The organism is Shewanella chilikensis, from assembly GCF_002836945.1.
GTDB classification, from domain to species: domain Bacteria; phylum Pseudomonadota; class Gammaproteobacteria; order Enterobacterales; family Shewanellaceae; genus Shewanella; species Shewanella chilikensis.
In genome coordinates, this window is sequence record NZ_NIJM01000013.1 from 27,851 (window position 1) to 52,056 (window position 24,206).

Annotated in this window: 21 protein-coding genes; 17 read left to right on the forward strand and 4 right to left on the reverse strand. The window is 52.5% G+C overall.

Annotated elements, in window-relative coordinates:
• Positions 1–174 precede the first annotated feature (174 nt).
• From CX651_RS06850 to barA, 3 genes are read right to left on the reverse strand one after another with little or no spacing between them, the layout of a single operon-like run.
• The gene (locus CX651_RS06850) at positions 175–459 is read right to left on the reverse strand and encodes a DUF3319 domain-containing protein (protein ID WP_101055010.1); all 285 of its coding nucleotides are present in this window, start codon (positions 457–459) and stop codon (positions 175–177) included.
• Entirely contained in the window at positions 452–1,060 is a 609-nt protein-coding gene (locus CX651_RS06855) for a YjaG family protein (RefSeq protein ID WP_101055012.1), read from the reverse strand. Before CX651_RS06855 ends, CX651_RS06850 begins: the two co-directional genes overlap by 8 nt.
• Positions 1,050–3,833 (reverse strand): two-component sensor histidine kinase BarA, encoded by a 2,784-nt coding sequence (gene barA, locus CX651_RS06860; RefSeq protein ID WP_101055014.1) that lies wholly within the window; start codon positions 3,831–3,833, stop codon positions 1,050–1,052. The genes CX651_RS06855 and barA overlap by 11 nt, the downstream gene beginning before the upstream one ends.
• 99 nt (positions 3,834–3,932) lie before the next feature.
• On the opposite strand from barA, the gene rlmD reads away from it, so the two are divergent.
• The 16 genes from rlmD to CX651_RS06940 all read left to right on the forward strand — a co-directional run bounded on the left by rlmD (position 3,933) and on the right by CX651_RS06940 (position 22,034).
• Positions 3,933–5,270, forward strand: coding sequence for a 23S rRNA (uracil(1939)-C(5))-methyltransferase RlmD (gene rlmD, locus CX651_RS06865; protein ID WP_101055016.1), 1,338 nt, complete (start codon positions 3,933–3,935; stop codon positions 5,268–5,270).
• Between the two features lie 126 nt (positions 5,271–5,396).
• Positions 5,397–7,607, forward strand: coding sequence for a GTP diphosphokinase (gene relA, locus CX651_RS06870; RefSeq protein WP_044734857.1), 2,211 nt, complete (start codon positions 5,397–5,399; stop codon positions 7,605–7,607).
• A 122-nt stretch (positions 7,608–7,729) separates the two neighbouring features.
• On the forward strand, positions 7,730–8,539 hold the full coding sequence (gene mazG / locus CX651_RS06875; protein ID WP_306295061.1) for a nucleoside triphosphate pyrophosphohydrolase: 810 nt from the start codon (positions 7,730–7,732) through the stop codon (positions 8,537–8,539).
• A gap of 157 nt (positions 8,540–8,696) precedes the next feature.
• Positions 8,697–10,334 carry a CTP synthase gene (locus CX651_RS06880; RefSeq protein ID WP_101055018.1) on the forward strand — a complete coding sequence of 546 codons (1,638 nt, stop codon included), beginning with the start codon at positions 8,697–8,699 and terminating at the stop codon, positions 10,332–10,334.
• Between the two features lie 148 nt (positions 10,335–10,482).
• Positions 10,483–11,778, forward strand: coding sequence for a phosphopyruvate hydratase (gene eno, locus CX651_RS06885; protein WP_101055020.1), 1,296 nt, complete (start codon positions 10,483–10,485; stop codon positions 11,776–11,778).
• Between the two features lie 98 nt (positions 11,779–11,876).
• Positions 11,877–12,179: a cell division protein FtsB gene (gene ftsB / locus CX651_RS06890; protein ID WP_039033729.1), complete on the forward strand. Its 303-nt coding sequence runs from the start codon at positions 11,877–11,879 to the stop codon at positions 12,177–12,179.
• Between the two features lie 28 nt (positions 12,180–12,207).
• A complete protein-coding gene (gene ispD, locus CX651_RS06895) occupies positions 12,208–12,960 on the forward strand; it encodes a 2-C-methyl-D-erythritol 4-phosphate cytidylyltransferase (protein WP_101055022.1) in 753 nt (250 codons plus the stop codon).
• Between the two features lie 15 nt (positions 12,961–12,975).
• On the forward strand, positions 12,976–13,455 hold the full coding sequence (ispF, locus tag CX651_RS06900) for a 2-C-methyl-D-erythritol 2,4-cyclodiphosphate synthase (RefSeq protein WP_101055024.1): 480 nt from the start codon (positions 12,976–12,978) through the stop codon (positions 13,453–13,455).
• A gap of 35 nt (positions 13,456–13,490) precedes the next feature.
• Complete coding sequence (truD, locus tag CX651_RS06905) at positions 13,491–14,555, forward strand: tRNA pseudouridine(13) synthase TruD (RefSeq protein WP_101055026.1); 1,065 nt, start codon at positions 13,491–13,493, stop codon at positions 14,553–14,555.
• Entirely contained in the window at positions 14,552–15,298 is a 747-nt protein-coding gene (surE, locus tag CX651_RS06910; protein ID WP_039033732.1) for a 5'/3'-nucleotidase SurE, read from the forward strand. The genes truD and surE overlap by 4 nt, the downstream gene beginning before the upstream one ends.
• Positions 15,295–15,930, forward strand: a complete 636-nt coding sequence (locus tag CX651_RS06915) for a protein-L-isoaspartate(D-aspartate) O-methyltransferase (RefSeq protein ID WP_101055028.1) — start codon at positions 15,295–15,297, stop codon at positions 15,928–15,930. The genes surE and CX651_RS06915 overlap by 4 nt, the downstream gene beginning before the upstream one ends.
• A gap of 72 nt (positions 15,931–16,002) precedes the next feature.
• Complete coding sequence (locus tag CX651_RS06920) at positions 16,003–16,896, forward strand: peptidoglycan DD-metalloendopeptidase family protein (RefSeq protein ID WP_101055096.1); 894 nt, start codon at positions 16,003–16,005, stop codon at positions 16,894–16,896.
• Between the two features lie 78 nt (positions 16,897–16,974).
• Entirely contained in the window at positions 16,975–17,931 is a 957-nt protein-coding gene (rpoS, locus tag CX651_RS06925; RefSeq protein ID WP_025889143.1) for an RNA polymerase sigma factor RpoS, read from the forward strand.
• Between the two features lie 720 nt (positions 17,932–18,651).
• Entirely contained in the window at positions 18,652–19,341 is a 690-nt protein-coding gene (gene phoB, locus CX651_RS06930; RefSeq protein WP_025011640.1) for a phosphate regulon transcriptional regulator PhoB, read from the forward strand.
• Positions 19,342–19,415: 74 nt separating this feature from the next.
• Positions 19,416–20,717: a phosphate regulon sensor histidine kinase PhoR gene (gene phoR, locus CX651_RS06935; RefSeq protein ID WP_101055030.1), complete on the forward strand. Its 1,302-nt coding sequence runs from the start codon at positions 19,416–19,418 to the stop codon at positions 20,715–20,717.
• 345 nt (positions 20,718–21,062) lie between these two features.
• Positions 21,063–22,034: a PstS family phosphate ABC transporter substrate-binding protein gene (locus tag CX651_RS06940; protein WP_101055032.1), complete on the forward strand. Its 972-nt coding sequence runs from the start codon at positions 21,063–21,065 to the stop codon at positions 22,032–22,034.
• 53 nt (positions 22,035–22,087) lie between these two features.
• Here the strand turns inward: CX651_RS06940 and CX651_RS06945 are convergent, their stop codons facing one another.
• Entirely contained in the window at positions 22,088–22,990 is a 903-nt protein-coding gene (locus CX651_RS06945; protein WP_039033736.1) for a LysR family transcriptional regulator, read from the reverse strand.
• Positions 22,991–23,214: 224 nt separating this feature from the next.
• Between CX651_RS06945 and CX651_RS06955 the strand changes: the two genes are divergently transcribed.
• A complete protein-coding gene (locus CX651_RS06955) occupies positions 23,215–24,168 on the forward strand; it encodes an AEC family transporter (protein ID WP_101055036.1) in 954 nt (317 codons plus the stop codon).
• Positions 24,169–24,206: the final 38 nt, after the last annotated feature.

Sequence of the window (24,206 nt, forward strand, 5' to 3'; positions counted from 1 at the left end):
TTTCCATTAAGACTTATGTCGCTTCCTGGGTTTGGACCTTTGGGCTGAAGCTAAGCTATCCATTGCCAATATGGTTTCAGAGTAATTGATAGTCAGGAGGGAGACAAGAATGATTTGATTAAATTCAAGGCCCTGGAGAGCCAATTCTTCAAAGCACCTAAACCCTAAGCCGGACTATTTGCCCGTCCGGCCTTGTGGGTTGATACTTTTGCGGAAATGCTTCTTTGGGGAGAGCTGTTTATTTCTTGTCTTCCCTTGTGGAGCCGATGAATTGCCTTTGACTTGCTGGTCAGTCATTTTGGGCTGTGGCAATATCCCCAACTCTTCAAAGAAGTTGATTTGTCTTCTTAGTTCGAACAAAGAACCGGTGCGGCTGGTCTGGCCTATGGTTAGGGTCCAGCTGTCGGTGAGTCCATCGGTATTGCTGAGGATATAACCGCGATAAACAAGCTTACGCATCTTGTTGAACGCTTATTCCTATGTTGGACACGCCGTTCATGACGATTTCTTTGCGTAGTGCTTTGACAAAATCCGCAGTTATCTGCGGGTTTTCCTCGATAATTTCCAGCAAGGATGCCTGCAACTCGCGCTCTTCCTGCATTACTTCGTGGCTGAAGACAAACTCGTCCAATGCCTCACCATCCAATTCGGGATCGGCTATGGCTTCAATATAGTTGGCGACAGTACCGGATGACAACTTGGAGATATTGGTGATGTCGTCTTCCACCTTGCTTTCCAGCGCACCAAGCAGTGAACTGAGTGCCACAGCCGCATCCATCGCCGGGTAGACTCCATAGGCGTCGAATTGGGCTGGTTCAGGGGTGTTTTCCTCCAATTTGGCCATCTGCAGTTCAAGGTTCAACTTGAGTTTGCGGTCATATAAAGACTGCCACAGCAGGTTGAGCACAGTATCCAGTACTTGGGGATCGCCGAATTCACACACCTCGGAAAACAGTTGGTAGTTGGGGTACATACGCTGGCACAATGCCACGGCAAAGAGTTTCTTTTGCGGCAGTTCCAGCGCCTTCAGGCGTTTAAAGAAGCCAGGTTTAGTTGTCATCGGTTAAATCCATCGAAAGTTGGGATATCACTTGTTTTGCCGCGGATTCTACCTTAGTTAGCTCATCAAGTAACTCCAGTATTTCCGGCTCCAGCTCGGTAATGTTATTGCCTTGCTTGAGACCGCCTTCCACGGTTTGACAGAGTTTTTGCAGCGTCGGTACGCCGCAGTAGCAACAGGCGCCGTGCAGTTTGTGAACACAGGCCTTCATTTCGTCTATGTCATTTTGTTCCAGCGATTCCTGTATGGTGGTTCTGGTTTGTGGCATGGAATCGATCAACATTCTGAGCATATCCAGTGCCAGATCCTGCTTCTGGTTGGCCTGGGTCAAACAGAGTTCCCAGTTGAGGGTATGTTGATCAAAATGAGTAAACTTGGGCCGGGTAATCCAGCGACTGATCACTCCTTTCAGTGCCGCTTCATCGATTGGCTTGGGTAGATAGCCGTCCATGCCACTGTTGAGGATCCGCTCGCGCTCCTCATTGATGGCATGGGCCGTGACCGCAACTATCGGTGTATTACGATTCAGCGAGTCCTGACGGATGAGGCGAGTGGCGGTAATACCATCTGTCCCCGGCATCTGAATATCCATAAAGATCAAATCAAAACTGCGTTTTTTGGCCAGGTTGACCGCCTGCTCGCCATTACTGGCCGTGGTTACTCCTGTGACCAGTTCATCGAGCAGGGTGTCAATCAGCTTGAGGTTGGCCGGGTTATCATCCACCGCCAGCACATTGAGTTTGTGGCGCTGCTGCGGCTCTACCAATTGGGGACGGGCGGTTTTGAGTTCCGACTCCTGCGGCAGATAAATCATATTGCGTGCCATCAGGTATTCGCTGGCGGGGATACTCAACACCAGATCCACCGCGGGACGGATATAACGCTCCAGCGCTTCCTGGTCATGGCAGTCAAATAGGGCGATAAGGGCCTCGGTGACTTGTCTGGCGCTCTTGAGTATTGACTGCAATTGGGGTGGACCATCGAAGCCGTGACAGCCGAGCAGTACATAGTCGAAATGTGCCTTGTCCTGAGCGAGCTCGGCTTCCAGCTGCGGCACAGTGTGAACACTGTTGACCTGCATCTGCCAATGTTGCAGACGGCGGTTGAGTACAGAACGGGTTAAGGGTCTGGGTTCAAACAGTAATACCGTCTTGCCTCTGAGCTGCTCCAGTGGCAGTGGTTCACCTATGGAGAATTGGCTGGTCATCAGCGGCAGGGTAAACCAGAAGGTAGAGCCTTTGCCCATTCTGGAACTGAAGCCTATCTGGCCGCCCATCTGATTAATGAGGCGCTTGGTTATCACCAATCCAAGACCTGTACCGCCAAAGCGGCGGGAGATGGATGAATCGGCCTGGCCGAATGCCTGGAACAGCAACTCCTGCTGACTCTCCTCTATGCCGATACCTGTATCCGATACCTCACAGTGCAACAGCAATTTGTCTTCTTTGATGTTGCTGATATCCACCTTCAGCAGCACACTGCCCTGATCGGTAAACTTGATGGCATTGCCCACCAGATTGGTGATGATCTGACCCACCCGCATGGCGTCTCCGCTGACGGCATCCGGCACTTCCGGGGCCACATCCACGACAAGTTCCAACCCTTTCTCGTGGGCAGAGCCGGACAGCAGCATCAGGGTATCATCCAGGGTTTCCCTGAGGGCGAATGGCATGGTTTCCAATACCATCTTACCGGCTTCCAGCTTGGAGAAGTCGAGGATGTCGTTGATGATCCCCAGTAGGTTGGTGGCACTGCGTTCAATGGTGCGAATATATTCCATCTGGCTGGCGTGCAGCGGCGTTTTCAATAGTTGACGGGCAAAACCTATCACGCCATTGAGTGGCGTTCTCAGCTCGTGGGACATGTTGGCCAAGAATTCGGATTTTATCCGGCTGGCTTCCAGCGCCCGTTTCTTGGCCAAGTCCAGTTCGACGTTCTGAATTTCAATCTGCTCCAGGGTTTCCCTGAGATCCGAGGTCGCCTGATCTATGTTCTGCTGCATCTCATCATGGTATTCCGACAAGGAGCCCGCCATGGCGTTAATCCCCCGTTTGAGCAGATCCAGCTCACCGATGAGATTGCCCTCCAGCCGGGTATCCAGCTTGCCCTCACGGATTTTGGCCACCACCCGTACCATGTCGGTGATAGGCTGAGTGACATTCTTTACCAGGCGGAAGGTGAATAGCAGATTCAGCTGCACCCCGATAAGCACTATGATAAAAGCCGCCACCGCGGCTCTGTGCTGTTCCAGCAGCGCCTTTTCCTTGTTGAGCAGCAAAGAGATATAGCCCAGGGGTTTCTCATTGAAGCCGGGAGCATCGTCTATCGCCAGCAGACTACCGGCAGCGAAAATCGGTGCCCTGAGCACCAGGCTGTCGCCTAGCTGATCATATTCGGTGCGGGCCAGATCCGAGATGGCGCCCTTGTAGCGCATAATCTCAAAGTCTTTGTGATAATGGGAGGTGACAAACAGCTGGTTGTCGGCATCGAAGATGGCGATGGATTTCACCAAGGTCGACTTGTTGAGCTGAGCCGCGGCGAGCAGGCGTTTGGTGGCTTCGCGGTTGTTGGCGGCCAGGCCTATCTCGCTGGCGATGGCCAGCGGCTCTATGATATTACTGCCCTGTTCTATGAGCGTATCTTCAAGCTCATAAAAGCGATTTATGGTAAAGTAACTGCCCAGAAGAATACCGACCAAAATGGTAGGAGCCAGGGCCAATACCAGCACCCAGGATCTGAGGCTGTACTTGGTCATGTTATTCGCACTGTTCATGGGCGGTATAGGTATTCCAGATAGTTTGTTTTACGGCTATAGATAGACTGCCAGATATCCCGGCGTCTTTGCCAGTTTTTTATTGTTTCAGGGGCCTAGATGGCACAATTTTTTAGAGAAAAACCAAACAGATCCAAGAAAGTCTCCGCAAAACTGTCACTCACGGCTTCCGGATTGGATCATCAGGGTGCCGGGATCGGTCAATATCAGGGCAAAGTGGTGTTCATTCCCGGCTTATTGCCTGGTGAGAGCGCCGAGGTGCAGCTCACCGAACAAAAAAAGAACTATGCCAGGGGCAAACTCATCCGCATCAGCCAAACATCGCCGGAGCGGGTTGAACCCCAATGCCCCCATTATGCGCTTTGCGGCGGCTGCGATCTGCAACACTTGTCAGATTTGAGCCAGCGGCAGCACAAGCGCCGGGCCTTGGCCGAGTTGTTTGCCAAGCTCTCGGGCCTATCTGAACTGCCGGAGATCGGCGAGTTGGCTTCCACCCCTTGGCATTATAGACGCAAGGCCAGACTGGCGACCTGGTATGACAAACAAAGTCGCGAATTCACCCTGGGGTTCAGGGCCAAGTCCAGCAGCAAGGTAGTTGCCATTGGCGAATGTCCTGTATTGGCGGTTTCGTTGTCGGAACTGATAAAGCCGTTGGCGGCGCAACTGGCACACCTGCAGGGCGTGGCTCAGCTTGGTCATGTGGAGCTGATTGAAACCGAAGCCGGTCGTTTTGTGGTGCTGAGAATTACCCGGCCACTGGTGAATAAAGACAAGGAAAAGCTCAAGATCTTTGCCGGGCAGCAAGAAGTGCAGTTGGTGCTGCAGGACAATCAGGGCGAGTGTGATTACCTCACGGGCAATCAGCCAAGCTACCGCTTGCCTGGCGTCGATGGCGATGAGCTGACGCTTAAGTTTAATCCGGGGAATTTTATTCAGGTTAATGGTGAAGTAAACCGTGCCATGGTGGCCAAGGCCATAGATTGGCTGCAACCCAAGGTCGGCGAGCACATACTGGATCTCTTCTGCGGCATGGGTAACTTCAGCCTACCGCTGGCGGCCACCGGCGCCCGGGTCACAGGTGTCGAGGGCGTGCCCGCCATGGTTGAGCAGGCCAGACAAAATGCCAAACAGGCCGGGCTTGAAGGGTTGCAGTTCTTTTGCGCCGATCTCAGCGCCGATCTTTCGGCCGAGCCCTGGCTTGGCAAGGTGGATAAGCTGCTGCTGGATCCCGCCCGTGCCGGTGCCTATGAGACGCTTTCTTATCTGAAAAATATCGCGCCTGAGCGGGTGGTGTATGTTTCCTGCAATCCGGCAAGCCTGGCGCGGGACAGCGTCTTGCTGCTCGAGCAAGGCTATCGCCTGGAGCGCCTCAGTGTGTTGGACATGTTCCCCCAGACCCATCACACCGAAGCCATGGCCTTGTTTGTGCGGAATTGATGCTTTTATTGTCTATCGAGTCAATTTTATCAATAAAGGTACTCACGGGGGTTTGACATCCCATCGGGTATGCTCAAGATAGGGAGTCTTGTTGAGTCTGTTAATCGGACACTAAAGGAAGGTGAGATGGTATCTGTTCGCGAAGCACACTTTAAGGATCCTGATTTCAATCTGGATGAGTGGGTTAATCGTTATGTGGCCGACTCCGCCGATGCCGGGCGTTTGTTGGAGCTGATAGCCAAGGTGGAAGCGCTGCCTATGGGTAAGTGCAAGCGTCCCAAAGCCGAGCTGCAGGCCAAGGCGCGGGAGATGATAGAGATCCTCGCGCCGCTCAACATGGATATCGAAACCCTGCAGGCCGCCATCTTATTTGTGTTTTTCGAGGTGGGCATAGTCGATGAAGCCAAGCTCACCGAAGATTTTGGCCCCGAGTTGGCTACCTTGGTCAACAGCGTCAAGACCATGGATGCCATAGGCGCACTCAAGGTGGGCAATGACAGCCGCAGCAGCGAACCGCAAATCGACAATATCCGCAAGATGTTGCTGGCCATGGTGGAAGATGTACGCGCCGTGGTGATCAAACTGGCCGAGCGGGTATGCTTGCTTAGGGCCGTGAAAAATGACGATGAAGAAACCCGGGTCTTACTGGCCCGGGAAATTGCCGACATCTACGCGCCGCTGGCTAACCGTTTGGGTATAGGTCAGCTCAAGTGGGAGCTGGAGGATATCTCGTTTCGTTATCTGCATCCCGAGACCTATAAAGAGATTGCCAAGCAGCTGGATGGCAAGCGCCTGGACCGTGAAGTCTTTATCGACAACTTTGTCAATCAGTTGCAAACGCGGCTGGATGAAGAAGGCATTCGTGCCAAGGTCTATGGCCGCCCCAAACATATCTACTCCATCTGGCGCAAGATGCGCGGCAAGCAGCTTAAATTTGACGAGCTGTTTGACGTGCGTGCGGTGCGAATCGTCACCGACCGGTTGCAGGACTGCTACGGCGCGCTCGGTGTAGTGCATACCCTTTGGCACCATATTCCCAGAGAGTTTGACGACTATATTGCCAACCCCAAACCTAACGGCTACCAGTCGATTCACACTGTGGTGGTGGGGCCGGAGGGCAAAACAGTCGAAATCCAAATTCGTACCCAGCAGATGCATGAAGATGCCGAGCTCGGGGTGGCGGCTCACTGGAAATATAAAGAGGGCAATCACTCCGGCAAACAGAGTGGCTACGAAGAGAAGATCAACTGGCTGCGCAAGATTTTGCAGTGGCAGGAAGATGTGGTTGAGAGCGGCAACCTAGTGGAGGAGATCCGTGCCCAGGTCTTCGAAGACAGGGTCTATGTGTTTACCCCGTCCGGAGAAGTGGTGGACTTGCCAGCCGGCTCGACCGTGCTGGACTTTGCCTACTATATCCACTCCCAGGTGGGCCACAAGTGTATTGGCGCCAAGGTCGATGGCCGCATAGTGCCGTTCACCTACCAGGTGGAAACCGGTGAGCGCATCGAGATCATCACCTCCAAGCATCCCAATCCGAAGCGGGATTGGCTTAACCCCAACCTGGGTTATATCAAGACCTCCAGAGCCCGCAGCAAGATCCAACACTGGTTCAAGCAGCAGGACAGGGACAAGAACCTGGTGGCCGGACGCGAGATGCTGGAAGCCGAACTGGCGCGGGTGGGGCTGACACTCAAGGATGTCGGCAGCGCAATTGAGCGCTTCAACATGACCAACATGGACGACCTGTTGGCGGCCATAGGTGGCGGCGATGTGCGCCTCAACCAAGTGGTTAATCATGTACAGAGCCGACTCAGAACTCAGGAGCCTTCCGACGAAGAGGCGGTGGAAGAGCTGGTCAAGAAAGGTCAGCAGAAACCCATAGGTGCCAATCGCGGCCAGATTGAGGTCAATGGTGTCGGTAATCTGATGAGCCATCTGGCGCGCTGCTGTCAGCCGGTGCCCGGTGATGAGATTTTCGGTTTTATCACCAAGGGGCGTGGTATTTCGGTGCACAGAGCCGATTGTGAGCAGGTCAAGGAATTGATGCGTGCCCATCCCGAGCGGGTAGTGGATGTGGTCTGGGGCGAAAACTACTCCGGCGGCTACAAGATCCGTATTCGAGTGGTGGCCAATGACAGAACCGGTTTGCTGCGGGATCTCACCTCTGTGCTGGCGGCGGAAAAGTCCAATGTGCTGGCGATGAGTTCCTCATCGGATCTCAAGAACCAGACGGCGGCCATTGAACTTGAGATGGAGCTTTATAACCTCGACGGTTTATCCCGGGTTATCTCCAAGCTGACCCAGATAGACGGGGTAATAGAAGCCCGCAGGCTCTGAGGCCAGTTCGGTATTCGACCGGTATTTAAAACAGGACGCCTAGGTTGCGTCCTGCTGTTTTTTAAGACTTATCAAAGAGTCGTTGGATTGGTAAGCGTATTAGCAACAAAGGAGTAACGGCGGTGGCGGCAGATATCAATGCATTGCTTGAGATTATGGCAAAGCTCAGGGACCCTGAGCTGGGTTGCCCCTGGGACAGGGCACAGGATTTTGACTCCATAGTGCCCTACACCCTGGAAGAAGCTTATGAAGTGGCCGACGCCATAGAAAGCCGCGACTGGCAGGAGTTACCTTCTGAGCTTGGCGATCTGCTGTTTCAGGTGGTGTTCTATTGCCAGCTTGGCAAGGAAAAGGGCTGGTTTGATTTCGCCACTGTGCTTGAGCGGATATGTAATAAGCTTATCAATCGTCATCCCCATGTGTTTGCCGCCGATACCGACTTGAGTTTTGACTCGGCGCCGGATGCCAAGAACAACTGGGAGCGCATTAAAGCAGCAGAGCGCGCCGGGCGCGAACTGCACTCAGTGCTGGATGATATTCCCAAGGCGCTGCCGGCGTTGGCGCGGGCGGGTAAGATTCAAAAGCGGGTCGCCAGAGTAGGGTTTGATTGGCCCGAGCTTGAACCTGTAGTCGACAAGGTACAGGAAGAGATTGAAGAGGTGTTGCACGAAGCGCGTCAAGCCACGCCGGATAAGGCCAGGGTTGAGGATGAAGTGGGCGATTTGCTGTTTGCTGCGGTGAATCTGGCGCGCCACTTGGGGGTGGATCCCGAGCAGGCTCTCAGAGGGGCCAACAACAAGTTTGAGCGGCGTTTTCGCGCCGTCGAGCAAAAAGCCAATGCCAGCGGCAAGCCGTTTGCAGAACATGATCTGCAGGCACTGGATGCTTATTGGGATCAGGTCAAGCGTGAAGAGCGCGGTGAAATCCAGTAGCAGGCGAAGCCTGGATTAAAAATGCGCGAATGAGATCAGCGCGTAAAAATTATCGTCATTCCTGTTTGGTAAATGGCGGGGGCTTTGATATACTGTCGCCCCGTCCTGGTGCTTTCATTCGAGCACCTATTTATCATTCTTTTTTCTCAGGTTCAGCATGACTACAAGGTATATCTTCGTTACTGGTGGCGTTGTTTCATCACTAGGTAAAGGCATTGCAGCAGCATCGCTCGCGGCAATTTTAGAGGCCAGAGGCCTGAATGTAACCATCATGAAGCTGGATCCTTACATCAACGTTGATCCGGGAACCATGAGCCCAACCCAACACGGGGAAGTGTTTGTCACTGAGGACGGCGCAGAGACAGATCTGGACTTGGGCCACTATGAGCGTTTCATCCGTACCAAGATGAACCGCCGCAACAACTTCACTACGGGTCGTATCTACGAGGAAGTGCTGCGCAAGGAGCGTCGTGGTGACTACCTGGGTGCCACCATTCAGGTTATTCCGCACATCACCAACGCCATCAAGGAAAAAGTCCTCGAAGGCGGTGAAGGCCATGATGTCGCCATCGTTGAAATCGGTGGTACTGTGGGTGATATCGAATCTCTGCCTTTCCTCGAGTCTATCCGTCAGCTGGGTGTTGAATTGGGCCGCGAACGCAGCCTGTTTATGCATCTGACTCTGGTGCCTTTTATCGGCCCGGCTCAGGAAGTGAAAACCAAACCGACTCAGCACTCGGTAAAAGAGCTGCGTTCTATCGGTATTGCGCCGGATATCCTGGTTTGCCGTGGCGACCGCGCCATCCCGGCTACAGAGAGAGCCAAAATCTCCCTGTTCTGTAACGTTGAAGAGCGGGCGGTTATCTCCCTTAAAGACGTGGACTCTATCTACAAGATCCCGGCGCTGCTGCGCTCACAAGGTCTGGATGAGCTGGTCGTCAAGCGCTTTGGTCTGAGCTGTCCTGAAGCCGACCTGTCCGAATGGGAAAACGTGGTTTATCAGGAAGCCAATCCAAACAATGAAGTGACCATAGGTATGGTCGGCAAGTACATCGAACTGCCGGATGCCTACAAGTCAGTCAACGAAGCACTCAAGCATGCCGGCCTCAAAAACCGGGTTTCGGTGAACATCAAGTATATCGATTCCCAGACGGTTGAAGTCAAAGGCGTTGAAGTGCTGGAAGGCCTGGACGGCATTCTGGTTCCCGGCGGCTTTGGTGAGCGTGGTGTTGAAGGTAAGATCCTTGCCGCTCAATATGCCCGTGAAAACCAACTGCCATACTTTGGTATCTGTCTGGGTATGCAGGTTGCCCTGATTGAATTCGCTCGCCATGTCGCCGGTATGGAAGGTGCCCACTCTACCGAGTTCAACAAGGAAACCCCTTTCCCTGTTGTGGGCCTGATCACTGAATGGGTGGATGAAGAAGGCAATTTGGAGCAGCGTGACGAGGCCTCAGATCTTGGCGGTACTATGCGTCTTGGCGCTCAGCTGTGCCATCTGATTGAAGGCACCAAGGCCGCTGCGGCTTATAAGAGCAACACTTGTATCGAGCGTCACCGCCATCGTTACGAAGTGAACAACGCCTTCCGTGAGCGTCTGGAAAAAGCAGGCCTGGTGTTCAGTGGCTTGTCTTCGGATCGCAAGCTGGTGGAGATGATCGAAATACCGGCGCACCCTTGGTTTGTTGCCGGTCAGTTCCATCCGGAATTCACCTCCACACCTCGCGATGGTCATCCTCTGTTTGAAGGTTTTGTCGCCGCCGCCAGTACTTACCAAAAGCGTAATCTGGGTTAAACTATTAGAGCCGGACTGCTATGGCAGTCCGGCTTTTTCATCCCCGGCCGAGCCGGGAAGTGTGAAGTGAAAGTCCAATACCCATATGAGAGACGCTGAACGCTCAGATGGGTATGGGTTTTTTCTTTAACTTTTAATCGAGGACATTATGGCTAAGATCATTAACGTCATTGGACGCGAAATCATGGATTCTCGCGGTAACCCCACAGTAGAAGCTGAAGTGCATCTGGAAGGTGGTTTCATCGGTATGGCTGCAGCTCCATCAGGCGCTTCTACCGGTAGCCGTGAAGCGCTGGAACTGCGTGATGGCGACAAGGCCCGCTATCTGGGTAAAGGCGTGCTCAAGGCTGTTGACAATGTCAACGGTCCTATCCGTGAAGCCCTGCTGGGTAAAGATGCCACGGCTCAAGCCGAGCTGGATGGCATTATGATTGCGCTGGACGGCACCGAAAACAAAGACAAGCTGGGCGCTAACGCCATTCTGGCGGTGTCTTTGGCTGCTGCCAAGGCCGCAGCTGCATTCAAAGGTATGCCACTTTACGCTCACATCGCCGAACTGAACGGGACTCCTGGTCAGTACAGCATGCCGGTTCCTATGATGAACATCTTGAACGGTGGTGAGCATGCCGACAACAACGTCGACATTCAGGAATTCATGGTACAGCCAGTCGGTGCCAAGAGCTTCCGCGAAGCCCTGCGTATGGGCGCTGAAATCTTCCACAACCTGAAGAAAGTGCTCCAGTCCAAGGGCCTGAACACTGCCGTGGGCGACGAAGGTGGTTTTGCGCCTAACCTGTCATCCAACGCCGATGCCCTGGCGGTTATCAAAGAAGCCGTTGAAGCTGCTGGCTACAAATTGGGCACAGATGTGACTCTGGCGCTGGATTGTGCCGCTTCCGAGTTCTACAAAGACGGTAAGTATGACCTGGCCGGTGAAGGCAAGGTATTCGATTCCAACGGTTTCTCTGACTTCCTCAAGTCATTGACCGAGCAGTATCCTATCGTTTCTATCGAAGATGGCCTGGATGAGTCTGACTGGGACGGATGGGCTTACCAGACCAAGATCCTCGGCGACAAGATCCAACTGGTGGGTGATGATTTGTTCGTGACCAACACCAAGATCCTGTCTCGTGGTATTGAGCAGGGCGTTGCCAACTCGATTCTGATCAAGTTCAACCAGATAGGTTCTCTGACCGAGACTCTGGCCGCTATTCGTATGGCCAAAGAAGCCGGTTACACTGCCGTTATCTCTCACCGCTCAGGTGAAACTGAAGATGCGACCATTGCCGACTTGGCAGTAGGTACCGCAGCCGGCCAGATCAAGACAGGTTCTCTGTGCCGCTCTGACCGTGTTGCCAAGTACAACCAGTTGCTGCGTATTGAAGAGCAACTGGGCGCCAAGGCAGCCTACCACGGCCTGAGTGAGATCAAAGGTCAGGCGTAATTTTCGCCCCCAGTTTCAAAAGGCCGCCACTTGGTGGCCTTTTTTGTTGTACTATCAACACTAATCGTATTTTTAGGACATGAGCTGAATTTATCACCATGAAACGACTGCTTTTTGTCATCGTCTTGCTGCTGGGGCTACTGCAATATCGTCTTTGGCTGGGAGAAAACAGTCTGCCGGAGTACTTCCATCTTGAACAGCAGATAGCGGCTCAAAATGACAGCAATGCCAGGCTCGAAGAACGTAACCAGGTACTGAAAGAGGAGATCCGCGATCTACGCAGCGGTACCGAAGCCCTGGAAGAGCGTGCCCGCAATGAGCTGGGGTTAATCAAGAAGGGTGAAACCTTTTATCGGGTTGTTGGTGGTGAGCAGCGTTCCATGTCTTTGGCCAATCAATAACGGCCTAATTTCAACATAACGGATATCCATGAGCGAAGCTATTTCTTCCCGAGCCATAGCGGCCGGGCTCCTCAGTGATGAACAAGTGATTGCCATAGTGCCTGCGGCGGGGATAGGCAGTCGCATGGGCGCTGATTGTCCCAAGCAGTATCTGCCGCTTGCCGGCTCCTGTATTTTGGAGCAAACCCTCAAGGGTTTGCTGAGCCACAATGGCATCTCAAAGGTGATAGTAGCGCTGAACCCAGAAGATAGCTTTTTTGGCAAACTGACGGTGGCCAGTCATCCCAAGTTGGAGACTGTCACTGGCGGTAAAGAGCGGGCCGATTCTGTGTTGGCGGCGCTTGAGAGCCTGGTAGCCGACAAGCAATTGCCCGCTAATACCTGGGCTTTGGTACACGACGCTGCCAGACCCTGCCTTACCCATGGCGATATTGATAAGCTGCTTGCTTCACGGAAACAATATCCACAAGGGGCGATACTGGCAGCACCGGTGCGCGACACCATGAAACGCAGTGGCGTCGATGGCTGCATCAGTGAAACGGTTGCCAGAGAAGCACTCTGGCATGCGCTAACGCCGCAGCTGTTTCCACTGCTTACTTTGACCGAGGCGCTGAAAGCGGCGTTGGCCGCCGGTGTGCTGGTGACAGACGAAGCCTCGGCGATGGAGTGGCGCGGAATACACCCGGCGCTTATCAGCGGCCGCAGTGACAATATCAAGGTAACCCATCCGGACGACTTGCCGCTGGCAGCGCTTTATCTGGCGCATCAGCGGGGCAACTGAATACAGGAACAAGCAATGAATATACGTATTGGACACGGTTTTGATGTACATAAATTTGGTGGTGAGCCGCCCTTGATCCTGGGAGGGGTGGAAGTGCCGCACCACACAGGCTTGTTGGCGCACTCGGATGGTGATGTGGTATTGCACGCGATTTCAGATGCGATACTCGGCGCCATGGCACTTGGTGACATAGGTAAACACTTCCCCGATTCAGATGCCGAATTCAAGGGAGCCGACAGCCGGGTGCTGCTGCGTCATTGTTATCGCCTGGCACTGGACAAAGGCTTTCGTCTCGGCAACCTGGATGTGACCATTATTGCCCAGGCGCCCAAGATGGCGCCGCATATTGAAGCCATTCGGCAGATGTTGGCTGAAGATCTGCACACAGATCTCGATTCCATCAACGTCAAGGCGACCACGACAGAAAAACTCGGCTTTACCGGCCGCGGTGAAGGCATTGCGGTAGAAGCCGTGGTGCTGATGTTCGGTATGTAATACCGACTCATTTACAGGAAAAGATTTCAAATAAGATGAATTCATTACACTTTCTCTATGGCAAGCCTCTCTCCAAAGGCGATATGCGCACCAGCAACAGCGATTTTCAGGTGCAGGAAATACTGCCTTTTCTACCCTCGGGCGAGGGTGAGCACCATCTGCTGCATATTCGTAAAGATGGCCTGAATACGGTTCAGGTGGCTGAGATGCTGGCCAAATTGGCCAAGGTGCATCCCAAAGAGGTGACCTTTGCCGGTCAGAAGGACAAGAATGCCATCACAGAGCAGTGGTTCGGCGTACGAATTCCGGGTAAGGAAACACCGGATTGGTTGAGCCTCAACAGTGAGTCGATCACGGTATTGAGTGCGGCGCGTCATAACAAGAAGCTGCGCATTGGCGCGCTTTCCGGGAACCGTTTCAAGCTGGTTCTGCGCCAGATAACCCAGCCGGAAGATGTATTGCAGCGGCTGGAGTCGATTGCCGGGAGCGGCGTACCCAACTATTTCGGTGAACAGCGCTTTGGTCACAACGGCCGTAACATAGAAATGGCGCGGCAGATGCTGCAGGGGCGCAAGGTGAAAGACAGAAACAAGCGCTCTATCTACCTGTCGGCGCTGCGCTCATTATTGTTTAATCAACTGGTCTCTCAGCGCCTGGCGACCCATGGGCTTGAGTGTCTGGATGGTGACTGTGTCATGCTGGCCGGCAGCCGCAGTTTCTTTGTTGCCGAGCGCTGGGATGAGGTATTGCAACAAAGGCTGGCAGAGAAAGATATTTTGCTGTCGGCGCCCATGTGGGGTAGGGGCCAGCCACTTAGCAGTGCCGATGCGTTAGCCTTTGAGACTCAGGTGCTGGCCGAATACCGCGCCGATTGTGAAGGCCTGGAAAAAGCTGGGCTCGAGCAGGAAAGGCGACCACTGTTGCTGCGTCCCGAAGGGATGAAGTACCAGTTTATCGAGCCGGACACTTTGGAGCTGGAGTTCAGCCTTCCAGCCGGCAGCTTTGCAACTTCAGTACTGCGGGAACTGCTCGATTATGATGATGTGACCGAACGTTTGTGGCGTGAGCGCCAGGCGGCTCAGGAAGGAAATCCCGCATGAAAATCTTGGTCAGCAACGATGATGGGGTAACGGCACCAGGGATCCGCGCCCTATCGGAAGCCTTGTCAGCCGTTGCCGAAGTGCTCACTGTGGCACCGGATCGCAACTGCTCTGGAGCCAGTAACTCTTTAACCTTGACGAACCCCTTAAGGATTAATAAGTTAGACAATGGCTACATCTCGGTAAACGGTACACCAACCGATTGTGTTCATCTGGCGATTCGCGAACTCTATGAAGGCGAACCCGACATGGTGGTCTCGGGGATCAATGCCGGTGCCAATATGGGAGACGATACCCTCTATTCAGGCACAGTGGCAGCAGCGATGGAAGGGCGTTTTCTGGGGTTACCGGCTGTGGCCGTATCCCTTGTGGGACGTGAGTTTACGCATTATGACACTGCGGCGGCCTATGCGGTGAAGATCATCATGGGGCTTAAGAAGCATCCTATTGCCTCTGATCAGATCCTCAATATCAATGTGCCGGATCTGCCTCTCGATGAAATCAAGGGGATACGGGTTACTCGGCTCGGCGCCCGTCATAAGGCTGAGGGTATGGTCAGAGCCAGAGATCCTCACGGCCGTGAGGTATTTTGGTTGGGGCCACCCGGGATTGAACTGGATGTGGGTGAAGATACCGACTTTTATGCTGTGTCTCAGGGATATGTGTCCATCACCCCATTAACTGTAGATTTAACCGCCTATCGGCAGCTGTCTCAATTGCAACACTGGATAGAAAAACTATGACCCGGGTAGCCTCCACATCGGCATTGAATTTAACCAAAAAACTGCAGGAAGCAGGGATCCGTCATCCGGGTCTGTTGCAGGTGGTGGCCAAAACCCCCAGAGAGTTGTTTCTTGATGGCGCATTGGCGCATAAGGCTTATGAAAACACTGCTCTCCCTATAGGCTCAGGCCAGACCATATCCCAGCCTTATATTGTGGCGAGAATGACTGAGTTATTGTTGGAGCATAATCCTGCCAAGGTGTTGGAAATTGGTACCGGCTCAGGGTATCAGGCGGCGGTATTGGCGCAGTTGGTGCCTGAACTTTTCACCGTTGAGCGGATCAAAAGCCTGCAAATCCAAGCTCGTCAACGTCTCAAACGCCTGGATCTACATAATGTCCATTTCAAATACGGTGATGGTTGGCAAGGCTGGCCCAACAGGGCACCCTTCGATGCCATCATGGTGACTGCGGCGGCCTCTGATATCCCTGCCGCCTTGCTGGAACAGTTGGCTGAGGGGGGAGTATTGGTGATCCCTGTCGGTGATGAGAGTCAGCAGTTGTTGAAGATCCGTCGGGAAAAGGGACAGTTTATTTCTCAGGTGATCGAGGCGGTGAAATTTGTGCCTTTAATCAGTGGCGGCTTAGCCTGATACTTATTACAGCGTGCAGGAGTATTCTTGAATCCATTGCATTTCAGCCAGTTATTGCAACGAAAGACGTCATTGTTTTGGCGTCTTGGCTCAGTGCTGTTGGTCACTCTGGTTTCTGGATGTAGTTTTCAGGCTCACAGGCCGGCTCCGGTCGAATCTATTTATGGTGTAAAACGGCCGGCAATAGAAAGAGGCTCAATCCAATCTGATACTTACAAGGTGAGAAAAGGCGATACCCTTTATTCCATTGCCTGGGGAGCCGGTAAAGACTATGCGCAAATAGCCAAGTTAAATCAGCTAGATAAGTCTTATACCATCTACCCTGGACAGGTACTCATTCTTGAAAGTAAAAAAAATGTTAAACACTCATCACGGCTGAACTCGAGTAAAAACTCCAAACCTCAATCTCAAAAACCAAAAGATAAGGTATATAAAAAACAAACGGTTAAGCAGAAACAGGCCGTTGCTCAAGCTAAGCAAAATAAGCCGAAAAAAACACTTGATCCCAAACCAAAGTCTGCTTACCCTGTATCCAATGGTAAACAGAATGTTAACCATGTTGTCCACAAGCCGAGTTCGACTCTGCCGGACAAAGTCAGTCGCTGGATATGGCCGGTCAATGGCCGGGTGATTGGCGCTTTCTCTGCCAAAGAGCAGGGAAATAAAGGAATCAAGATAGCCGGTAACCGAGGCGATATTATTAAAGCCACTGCCGATGGTCGGGTGGTCTATGCGGGTAATGCTTTGCGGGGTTATGGAAACCTCGTCATTATCAAACATAGTGATGACTATCTCAGCGCTTACGCCCACGCCGATAAGATCTTGGTCAAGGAAAAGCAGCATGTGTCTGCCGGGCAGACGGTTGCGAAGATGGGAAGCACAGGCACCAACCAGGTCATGCTGCACTTTGAGATCCGCTACCATGGCCAGTCTGTCAATCCACTCAATTATTTACCCAAACGCTGATTGTTTGGGAGCCAAAATTGGCATATGGAGGATAAAAAACGATGTAAATTAGTTTGTTAAGGTTTGGGAGAGAATATTATGAGCCGCAAAAATGCTAGCGCACCCGTGGAAGAGCTTGTAGATTTATCCGTAAACGACACGGAAGTGGCGTCGAAGAAGGAAGAAGCTCTGGCCGAAATGGTTCAGGATGACCTGCAAAAAAACTTAGACGCGACCCAACTTTATCTGAGTGAAATCGGATTTTCCCCTTTGCTGAGTGCAGAAGAAGAAGTTTTTTTCTCGCGCAAGGCCCTCAAAGGTTGTGAAAAATCACGCAACCGCATGATCGAAAGTAATTTACGCCTCGTGGTCAAAATAGCCCGCCGTTACAACAACCGTGGCTTGGCACTCTTGGATCTGATTGAAGAAGGCAATCTTGGTCTGATCCGTGCCGTAGAGAAGTTTGACCCCGAGCGCGGCTTCCGTTTCTCCACTTATGCCACCTGGTGGATCCGCCAGACCATAGAGCGAGCCATAATGAATCAGACCCGCACCATACGTCTGCCTATTCATGTGGTGAAAGAGCTCAATGTGTATCTGCGTACAGCCCGGGAGTTGGCCCATAAGCTGGATCACGAACCCACAGCCGAAGAGATAGCCGAAAAGCTGGAACTGCCGAGCAGTGATGTCAGCAAGATGCTGAAGCTGAATGAGAGGATCACCTCGGTCGACACCCCGATAGGCGGTGACAACGACAAGGCTCTGCTCGATGTGTTGGCAGACGATGATGAGATGACGCCGGATGCCCAGGTGCAGGAAGAAGACATTTCCAACTCAGTGGTTAAGTGGCTCAATGAGCTTAATACCAAGCAAAGAGAAGTGCTTGCCAGACGCTTTGGCCTACTGGGATATGAGCCTTCCACTCTGGAAGATGTGGGCTCGGAAATTGGCCTGACCCGTGAAAGAGTGCGGCAAATTCAGGTGGAGGCATTGAAACGCCTGCGCGACATACTCTCTTCTCAGGGATTGTCGGTAGAGGCTTTGTTCAAGGCCTAGATAAGTTTGCAATAGCGCCCAAAGAATCTAATCCCGAACAGATGTATCTGGCGACTTGAAGGGGTTCATGCAAAAGATAAAAATCCGATGCTCATATGTCATCGGATTTTTTGTCATTCAGCTTCGTTGCTTCCCAGCCTCATCCAGCGTCTTGGCAAACAAAACTCGTTAGCATGGCGTCGCCAGCCTCAGGTTCGTACTCGAAGGCCATGAGTTGCTTTTCGTTTTCGGGCCGGTATCAGGTATTAACCTGGTGGCGCTTCATTGAACTCCTGTGGTTGTTTATCGCCAAAAATCGCCGGTAATCACACTATTTGACTTGATTTCAGACCGGCAAGTTGGACCGGACATGCGATCACTTTAAGCATCGGCAGATTATGTGTCAGCGCCTTGACAGATTATGTGTCAGCGCCTTGAGCTGTGTCATATGTTCCGAGCCTGGTTCAACTTGATTATTATCTTTTGGGAAATGTGGGATTTATTTCCAGGTAAGATATTGTTTGGTATATGTTTTTGTTATGGATTTACACGCATTAGGATTGTTGCCGATAGCGGCTAATGGAGAGGTTTTAAAGATATTTTTATCAGGGTTTCAAGTGTTTAATCCGGAAAATTATGACAAAATGGTAGCGTTAATAGAGCTTAAACGAGTCTTTTTCATAATTTTGTAATAAAACTGTCCAATAATGGCCACGTGGAAATTCACTGACAGAAACCGTTATGACTGCAAGGATTTTAATAGTAGAAGATGAGTTGGCTATCCGTGAGATGCTGACTTTTGTTATGGAACAACACGGGTACACCACCAGTGCCGCCGAGGACTTTGACTCTGCGCTAGCACTGCTCAAGGAACCTTATCCGGATCTTATTCTGCTGGACTGGATGTTTCCGGGTGGTAGCGGTATCCAGTTTGCCAAGCGATTGAAGCAAGATGAGTTTACCCGCCAGATCCCCATTATCATGCTCACCGCCCGCGGTGAGGAAGAGGACAAGGTCAAAGGCCTGGAAGTGGGCGCCGATGACTATATTACCAAGCCGTTTTCCCCCAAGGAGCTTGTGGCTCGCATCAAGGCGGTTCTCAGACGCGCCGCGCCAACCCGCCTGGAAGAAACCATAGATGTGCAGGGCCTGACCCTGGATCCTGTCAGCCACAGGGTCACTGTGGGAGATTCCGTGCTGGAGATGGGGCCGACCGAGTTTCGTTTGCTGCACTTTTTTATGACTCACCCGGAACGGGTCTACAGCCGTGAGCAGCTGCTGGACAATGTTTGGGGCACCAATGTCTATGTCGAAGACAGAACCGTGGATGTGCATATTCGTCGCTTAAGGAAAGCTGTGGAGCTGTCCGGGCACGATAAACTGATCCAAACGGTTCGCGGCGCAGGTTACCGCTTCTCTACCCGTATCTAGCGGGGTAACAATGGGCACGGGCCGGGTTTTGCGTTATCTTGTGCAACCATCGGCCTTTTGCCTGGGCATTTTCTATGTTTGATTCCTATTCGGGTTATCGGCTGTTTTCCCGTCTGATGCTGTACCTGGCGGCTTGTCTGCTTCTTGGGTTGCTGCTTGGTCAGTTGCTCTTGGTACTGTGTCTGGGAGCTTTTCTATTATTGGGTTGGCATTATCGCCAGCTTATTCGGCTCAATTACTGGTTGTGGCGCGATCGCCGCTTAACGCCGCCTCAGGGCAGCGGCAGCTGGGAAGGGGTGTTCAATGGCATCTATCGCCTACAGGGGAAAAACCGCAAGCGGGTGAGTCAGTTGGCCGGCTTATTGGGACGGTTTCGTCAGGGGGCTGAAGCGCTTCCTGATGCGGCTGTGGTACTTGATTCAGAGCACAATATCCTCTGGTGTAACAAATTGGCGCAGTTGCTGCTCGGCTTTGTTTGGCCGCAGGATAATGGTCAGCGAATAGATAACCTTATCCGGCATCCCGACTTTTCGACCTATTTGAAAAAGGGCCATTACAAGGAGCCGCTGGAGCTGCCGTCCCCGGTTTCGGATAGACGTTTGCTGGAAGTGCGTTTGATGGCTTACGGCGACAGGCAGCTGTTGCTGATTGCTCGGGATATCACCCGGGTTAGGCAACTCGAGGGAATGCGTAAAGAGTTTGTTGCCAACGTCTCCCATGAGCTGAAGACGCCGCTCACTGTGCTGCAGGGATACCTTGAGATGATGCAGAGCATGGCCGAACCTGATTCCCCCAATGTCAAGGCGCTGGAGTTGATGCAACAGCAGACCGGCCGGATGCAATCCATGGTAGAGCAGCTGTTGGCGTTGTCGCGGATTGAAGATGCCGCCGATATCAACCTGGAACACACAGTGGATATGCAGCAGTTGATGACCACCTTAAAAGAGGAGGGCGAAGCGCTCTCCCGTGGCCGCTACCAACTGAGCTTCTATGCCGAACCAGGGCTCAATACCCATGGCAATGAGTTGCAGCTGCGCAGTGCCTGCTCCAATCTATTGTCTAACGCCATACGTTACACAGAGCCGGGCGGCAGTATTGAGGTGCGCTGGCAACGGGTGGCAACCGGCGCCATGTTCAGTGTTAAAGACAGCGGTGAAGGGATTGCACCGCAGCATATCAGTCGTCTGACCGAACGCTTCTATCGGGTCGACAGTGCACGCTCGCGGCAAACTGGTGGCAGTGGTTTGGGGTTGGCGATAGTGAAACACGCCCTCAGTCATCACCACAGCGAACTTAAGGTGGCCAGTGAGCTGGGTAAGGGCAGTACTTTCAGCTTTGTGATCCCGCAGCATCTGCTGGAGCAGCAAGATTCTTGAAGCGCTAGAATGGACGAATGTTATTAAGGAGCCGCTGGCTCCTTTTTGTTATATGGTGCGAAGGGGAATTACTTTGGTGCTTGTGTCACCGGCAGTAAGCTTCAGATTTTGATTATACAAACTCTTCGCCACAAAAAGTGAGCGGCTTAAACAGTACCTTTAGTCGAAGGCCCTTTATGTCGAAACTATTGAAACTGTGCTACCGGCTAATTTCAATCCCTTATTGGTTTCGAATTTATTTTGGGCTGTCATGCAACTGTCATTTTAAAGTCATAGACTTGTCATTGTGGCAATTGATACTGGCTGCGTTTTAGAAACCAATTTCGGTAAACACTGGAGCAAATAATGAAATTGAAACAGCTTGTCGGTGCGGTGACTCTTACAGCCGCTGGTGTATTCTCAGCAGCATCTATGGCTGCTATCGATCAGTCACTGCCAACCTACGAGAAAACAAGTGGCGTATCCGGTAACTTGTCTTCTGTCGGTTCTGACACTCTGGCCAACATGATGACTCTGTGGGCAGAAGAATTCAAACAGATGTACCCTAACGTCAACATCCAGATCCAGGCTGCCGGTTCTTCAACTGCGCCTCCAGCTCTGACTGAAGGGACTTCTCAGTTCGGCCCTATGAGCCGCAAGATGAAGCCAAACGAAGAGGAAGCGTTTGAAAAGCACTTTGGTTACAAGCCAACTGCGATTCGTGTTGCCATTGATGCTCTGGCAGTATTTGTTCACAAGGACAACCCAATCAAGGGGCTGAGCATAGAGCAGGTTGATGCCATCTTCTCCTCTACCCATAAGTGTGGTGGCAGCGATATCACTCGCTGGGGTGATGCCGGTCTGGACGGAAGCTGGTCTGCCAAGGACATTCAGCTGTATGGCCGTAACTCAGTATCCGGTACTTACGGTTACTTCAAGAAGAAAGCCCTGTGTAAGGGTGACTTCAAAGCCAATGTGAACGAGCAGCCAGGCAGCGCCTCAGTGGTTCAGTCCGTATCTCAGTCGCTGAACGCTATCGGTTACTCAGGCATAGGTTACAAGACAGCCGGTGTTAAAGCCGTGGCTCTGTCGAAGAAGGGCGACGACTATATCGCTGCAACGCCAGAGAACGCTGCCAGCGGTACTTATCCACTGTCACGCTACCTCTACGTCTACATCAACAAGCATCCAAACAAAGAGCTGTCACCCATGCAGCGCGAGTTTGTCCGCTATGTCCTGTCCAAGCAGGGTCAGCAGGTTGTTGAGAAAGACGGTTATGTTGCACTGCCAAGAAGTGTGATTGCCAAAGACCTGGAGAAGGCTGGTATCCGTCTGTAAGACTTACCCCTTCGAACAAAAGCCCGCATCGCGGGCTTTTTTGCGTCTGCGTTTCAGTCCATGGAAAACAGTGCAGGGGCGCGCTGTTGCATGAACTCGATAAAGAGTTTTACCTTGAGTGGTTGCTGGCTGCGTTGATGATAGAGCAGGGAGATACGGCGTTTTTCTCCTTTCCACTCCGGCAGCAATACCTGTAGCCGGCCATCTTTCAACTCCTGTTTGCAAAAGAGCTCAGGGCCGTAAAGAATACCGCCGTCATTCAAAGTTGCGCGGATGGCACCGTGGAGATCCGTCAGGGTCAGGTTGGCCGGGCCGTCATAATAGAAGGCGTCGCCATCGGGATGGCGCAGCGACCAGTTGAACAGAGGCCAGACCTTGATAACCTTGTGCTGGCTGAGCTGCTGCGGATGATTGAATACCGGCGCCTTTCGAAGATACCCGGGGGAAGCCACCAGGCGATAATCCAAGACCCCGAGAGAGCAGGAGACCCAGGAGGAGTCCGGCTGGGTGCCGCCGACTATGGCAACATCTATGCCTTTGTCGATAAGGTCCACCACCTCATTGCTTTGGGCGATATGCAGTTTGATATCCGGATAGCACTCGCAAAATTCGTTCAGTGTCTCGATGAATATCATAGAGATAATCGAGATGGGGGCGGCAATTCTCAAGGTGCCTTCGGGCTTGTCGGCGCAGGTGCCGCTGGCCAGGGCATCAAACTGGGCTATCAGTTGCTGATAGCGTTGGAACAACTCCAGTCCCTCTTCGGTCAACCTCAGTTTGCGGGTGGTGCGCATCAGCAGTTGTTTATCCAGCACAGATTCCAGCTTGGCTAGTTTGCGGCTGACGGTGGCCACCGGCATATTCAGTACTTTGGCGGCCTGGGAGAAACTACCGGCATTGACCAGATGTACAAACAAGTAGAGCAGTTGCAGTTCGGGAGCCTGATTGTCACTCATTGCTGTTCCTCAATGTGCCAAGGATATGTTTAAAACGCTTGTCTGCCGATGTCTACGACCATAGCGCAATGGCTGGCAGAAAACGGCTGTGGTAACTTGTCGGCAATCTCTGCCGAACTTAACTTAGCTGTACTGATAAGGGCAGGCAAGATACAGAATTCCCCGCCATTTTCGCAGATCCTCGGCGGGAGTACGACAGTCAAAGTCAGCAAAATGGAAGAAGTATGACTGGAATCATTACTCCGCTGATCTCTGTGTTTGGCATTATGCTCGCAGGTTCACTGGTACAGAAAAGCAAAATCCTGCCGGATGGTACGGACGCCGCCCTCAATCAATATGTTTACTACATAGCTTTTCCGGCCATTATGATGATAGTGCTGGCAAGAACCTCTTTCGAGGAGATCTTCCAGTGGCATTTCATCTTCGGTTTCAGCTTGGCAATGATGCTGACCTACCTTCTGGTGTTGCTGATTTCCGGCTGTTTCAGGGCCGGCCAGGGGGTAGGGGCAATTCGCGCTTTGAATGCCACCTTTGGCAATACCGCCTTTATTGGCATCCCCATGATGATGATAGTCTACCCGGGAAACCAGTTGGCGCTGGCCGCGGCGGCCATTGCCAGCCTGTTGTCTGTGGTGATGTTTGCCATCGCCCTGGTGTCGCTGGAGCTCGCTAGAGATACAGAAAATAAGGCCCATCCTTTGCTGATTATTGTTGAAGCGCTGGCGAAAAACCCGATTGTTATCGGCAGCGCCCTGGGCGTTGCCGTCTCGGCATCCGGTATGGCTCTGCCGGATGGGATAGAGATGATGATAAGCCAGATAGGCGCCACCTCCAGCCCCTGTGCCCTGTTTGCCATCGGCATGGTGTTGGCCAAGGCGACCCGGGTTCGCGGCGCCACCCGTGTACCTGGGCCTTGGCAGTTGGCCGAGCTTTTTGGTATCAACGCCTGCAAGCTACTGCTGCAACCTCTGCTGGCTTATCTGTTATTGAAAGCCATGGGGATCAGCGGCACCAATCTGCAGATGGGCGTTATCCTTGCGGCCCTGCCTACGGCCGCGAGTGTATACTTACTGGCGCAGCGTTATGACACCAAGGCCGGGGTCAGTGCTCAGGGGATACTACTGGGCACGCTGATCACCTTTATCAGTTTGCCTTTGATAGCGGCATGGGCTGTTTAGGGAAGAACACAGGGAATAATTAATCGACAGATATTTAC